Origin of the sequence: Cytobacillus stercorigallinarum (genome assembly GCF_014836495.1) — a bacterium.
GTDB classification, from domain to species: domain Bacteria; phylum Bacillota; class Bacilli; order Bacillales; family Cytobacillaceae; genus Cytobacillus; species Cytobacillus stercorigallinarum.
Map to the genome: position 1 here is coordinate 1 of NZ_JACSQT010000030.1, position 3982 is coordinate 3982.

General features: G+C 35.6%; 4 protein-coding genes. All 4 read right to left on the reverse strand.

The features are described from left to right. The coding region (mobV, locus tag H9655_RS22205) for a MobV family relaxase (RefSeq protein ID WP_191817408.1) at positions 1-515 on the reverse strand (515 nt) is incomplete at its 3' end. A 519-nt stretch (positions 516-1034) separates the two neighbouring features. After that, positions 1035-1817, reverse strand: coding sequence for an acetoin reductase (locus H9655_RS22210; protein WP_191817409.1), 783 nt, complete (start codon positions 1815-1817; stop codon positions 1035-1037). A gap of 148 nt (positions 1818-1965) precedes the next feature. Beyond that, positions 1966-2889 carry a protein rep gene (locus H9655_RS22215; RefSeq protein WP_191817410.1) on the reverse strand — a complete coding sequence of 308 codons (924 nt, stop codon included), beginning with the start codon at positions 2887-2889 and terminating at the stop codon, positions 1966-1968. A gap of 310 nt (positions 2890-3199) precedes the next feature. Beyond that, the coding region (locus tag H9655_RS22220) for a plasmid recombination protein (RefSeq protein ID WP_191817411.1) at positions 3200-3982 on the reverse strand (783 nt) is incomplete at its 5' end.

The window sequence follows — 3982 nt, forward strand, 5'->3', positions numbered from 1 at the left end:
AATCCAAGCCCTTGCATGTGCTTAGGAAACTCATTTTGTATCCAAAGCAACTCCTGGCGATTGAAGACGTTTTTTCCTTGTAGCTTCCCATCTCTCATAGGAACAACACCCAAATGCATATGAGGGGTATTTTCGTCATTATGAACCGTCGCATAAGCAATATTTTGCTCTCCATACCGTTCTGAAAATAGCTTATGACTTTCTTCAAAAAATCGCTTTTGCTCCTGCGGATCTAGACGCTCAAAAAAACCCCTATCCGATGTCACCAGTAACTCATTGACCAAGACTGCATCTTTTCTGGTTTTCCTTGTTCCTGTTTTCTGGTTCTCTATGATTTCTTTGACACGTTTGTTGTAATCAATTTTTTCAGGATTAACCAAATCATAATTAAGTCCACTTTTCGATTTATCTATATCTAGATTCGTTTTACTTTCTCGTTCTCTTTGATTGTGAAATTGCATCCCTTTCAAGTCATGAGATTTCATTTTTTCCATCCGACAAACGGCATAACTCATGTGTTTCCCTACCCTTGTCTACCCCTCTATTTGGGGTTCGATTTCGGCAAAACTTCCATGTAAAGTATAACACACTATACTTTGCAAGCAAAGTGTACGCTCTGCCGAGGGCGAAGACCTTGGGCGAAAACGCCCAATAAAGACCTTGGACTGCTTGTCCAAACCTAGCCAACGTAGGACGTTGGATCCCATATCAAAACCTCATCCCCCAACCCCCGAATCTTCGGGGGCTCCCTCGCCGGTTGGCAGGAATCGAATGTTTTCGATTCGGTGCCAAGAGGGTTTGGATGAAGTGGTCTGTCAACTCCTTAATGCTCCCTTTGGTCCGCTTACCATTGACAGAAGCCACGTTAAGTTCCCTTGCAAAAAAAAGAACCCTAAAATAAACTTAAAACGCAATCGTTCAGATAGCGCAAGCTATTAAACCGAACGATTGACACGCTTTGGGTTTTTAGGGTTCAAAGTTTCTGTTCAAAAAGGAAATTGGAATAAAAATTAAATTATTTAAACTGTTTATTTTTATCTATAAACTAATCCACCATCTGTTAAAATTGATTGACCAGTTATATATTCTGCATCTTCTGAAGATAAAAATGATACTAAATTAGCAACATCTTTAGGCTCTTGATATCTTCCTAATTTTATAGCACTTGAAAATTCTTCGAAAGCATCTCCAGGATTTAAATTTTCATCATATTTGACCATTTCTTCATCGATTCTTTCCCACATTTTAGTTTTAGCTACTCCTGGACAATAAGCGTTTACATTAATTTTATACTTAGCTAATTCTTTAGCTGCAACTTGAGTGTAAGAACGAACGGCGTGTTTAGTAGCTGAATATGTACCTAACATTTCGTAAGATTCATGACCTGCTATGCTACAAGCATTTATTATTTTACCTTTTGTGTTTTGTTTTATAAATTGTTTTGCAGCAGCCTGAATACCATAAACAGTTCCAAATACGTTAATGTTAAATAATTTATTAAGTTGGTTTTCGTCTATTTCTAAGAAAGGTGTTACAGCATCTACACCTGCATTGTTAACAAAAACATCTAGTTGATTAAATTCTTTTACAGCGAAATTTACTAATTCTTCTTGTTCTTTTTGTTTTGAAACATCACTTTTGAAAGATACTACATTATATCCTTTTTCTTTGAATTCTTTTTCTGTTTCTAATAATAAATCGTTATTAATGTCTTGAACAACTATATTAAAACCATCATTTGCTAACCTTTCGGCTATTGCTTTACCTAAACCACCTGCTGAACCTGTTACTATTGCTACTTTATTTTCTGAGTTCATATGTTTATAGCCCCTTTTCTTTATTTAATGTGTTTAATAAAATTGTATTCTTATAAAAAAATTAAAGCAATATTTATGTTTTTGATCTTGTTTTTTCTTATCTTGATAAGATATTAGAACACGGACCCTCGCTCTTATAACAAGACGATCACTCTTCTAAACCCACTTCATCAAGTAAATTACGATTTAATTGTTTTCTCTCATCTTCAGTAAGTTCCCTTTTTTCTTTGAGTATGTATTCTTTTTGACCCCAGTTATACATCAAAGCGTACACATATTCAGTAGGATCAACTTCTCTATACTTGTCCAAATCACCATTTTTAAATAGTTTCATAGATTCTTTAAATAGTCCGGAGTAAACCACAAGCTGTTTCCCTTTTAACGATTTATAAAAGGCTTCAAACACTTTTTCATTCGACAAGTAGTCACTATCCTTACCAACATACTTGGCAATTTCGGAGATTTCTTTGTTATTGTTCTTTCGAACTTTTCGGACATCTACTTGTGTGATGGTAGGGTCGCCAGTAGCTTGCTGCCATAGCTCAAGCCAACGATCACGACTTATATATTGCTTAGTTTGAGTGAAATAGCTTTTATTGACTGTGATGAGTACATGAAAATGAGGATGATAATCATCACGTTCTTTGTTATATGTCACTTCGAGCTTTCGGACATAGCCCTTAACCACAGTTTTTACTTCTTTTCTCTCTACCATTTTCTTAAATGCTTTGTTATATATCCTGATTTCTTCTAGTAGATCTTCACCTGAAACATTCGGTGCAGTCAACGTCATAAATATGAAATCCTTCTGATGTTCTTCTTCTATGTATTTCATTTGTACCGATAAAGCAAGTGCATCCTTTTTCGCTTTTCTCCAGGAACAGATAGGGCAAAAGCGATTCTTACACGAATTGCCTTTATGTTGCTTCATCTTTTCCATCCTCTCATCACTGGCAAACATCATGAAAGTGTTACACTCTGCGATTAATTCTGCACTAGCTTCGGAAACAAATGAGCCTATAAGCTTTGATAAGGCTTGATTTTTCCGCTTTTTCTCTGTATATTTGTCCATATAACTTAAGTTTATAAAGAGCCCCTTTTAGGGCAATTAAAAACTTGCACCTTCTTTCGTACAGTATTGGATTTTCAGTGTGGTTACTTAAAATCCTAAAACACTATTACGAAAATTGCAAGTTTTTTTCTTTCTATCCGTTGGGGCGCAAGGGCTGAAGCCATGTTGACCCAAATCGAAATAGTTACCCTTAGTATCAAGATAAGAAAAAACACAAAAAAGCCCCCAAAAAACCGGGGCTTTTTTTAAGTTCAAAACCAAAAACAAAAACCATCAAAACCACTTTAATAAATTATTACTTCTTGTTTGATTATCTTTCAAAATCCATCCCTCTATCTTTCCCTCTACTTACCTTTTTTTCTTGTTTCTCATTTTCTTTCACTTTCAAAAATATTTGAGCTCCACTTACTTCTTGCTCATCTCTGAAATGCTTTTTTAATAATCGCTCTCCCATTTTATCTAAAACTTGGGCCTTAAAAGCCCCAACATGATGGCTGAAATCCTTTACTTTATCTTTGTAGTAACTTTTTACTTTCTCAAGAGTACGGGTTAAAAAAGTATTTTCTCTAACCAATACTTTGTTTTCATCTCTCAAACGGTCATTTTCTTCTTTCAAAATTTTATTTTCATTTTCTAATCGATCATTTTTTTTCATCTCAGCAATCAAATATCTCTCAAACTCATCAGATTTCGTTTTAAGGGCCTCTGAAGTTTTAGCAAGCACTTTAATACCCTCGAAGTCTTCTTGCGCTAATTCGACCGTTTTAGACCGAATTAAGCCACCCTTCTCTTTTACTTCCACCTCATCCACCTTTTTAACTTGGTCTAAAGACTTTCCTAAGTCGCTTAAGCGACTCTCTATGTCCTTAATGGACGTCTCAATTTCCTGTTTTTCTGCTTGCTTTGTATGTAAGACCATTTCTAAGTCTTCCACTTTTTCTTGAAGTGTCTTTGCTTTGAACTGCTGTGTAGTCAGATGCTCTCGCTTCGAATTTTCTTCTCCCCGCTGCACATCAAATCCAAGCCCTTGCATGTGCTTAGGAAACTCATTTTGTATCCAAAGCAACTCCTGGCGATTGAAGACGTTTTTTCC

Excerpts from the sequence above, each read along its gene's own strand:
- H9655_RS22210 (WP_191817409.1), bottom strand. The coding sequence starts at position 1,817 with ATGAACTCAGAAAATAAAGTAGCAATAGTAACAGGTTCAGCAGGTGGT.
- H9655_RS22215 (WP_191817410.1), bottom strand. The coding sequence starts at position 2,889 with ATGGACAAATATACAGAGAAAAAGCGGAAAAATCAAGCCTTATCAAAG.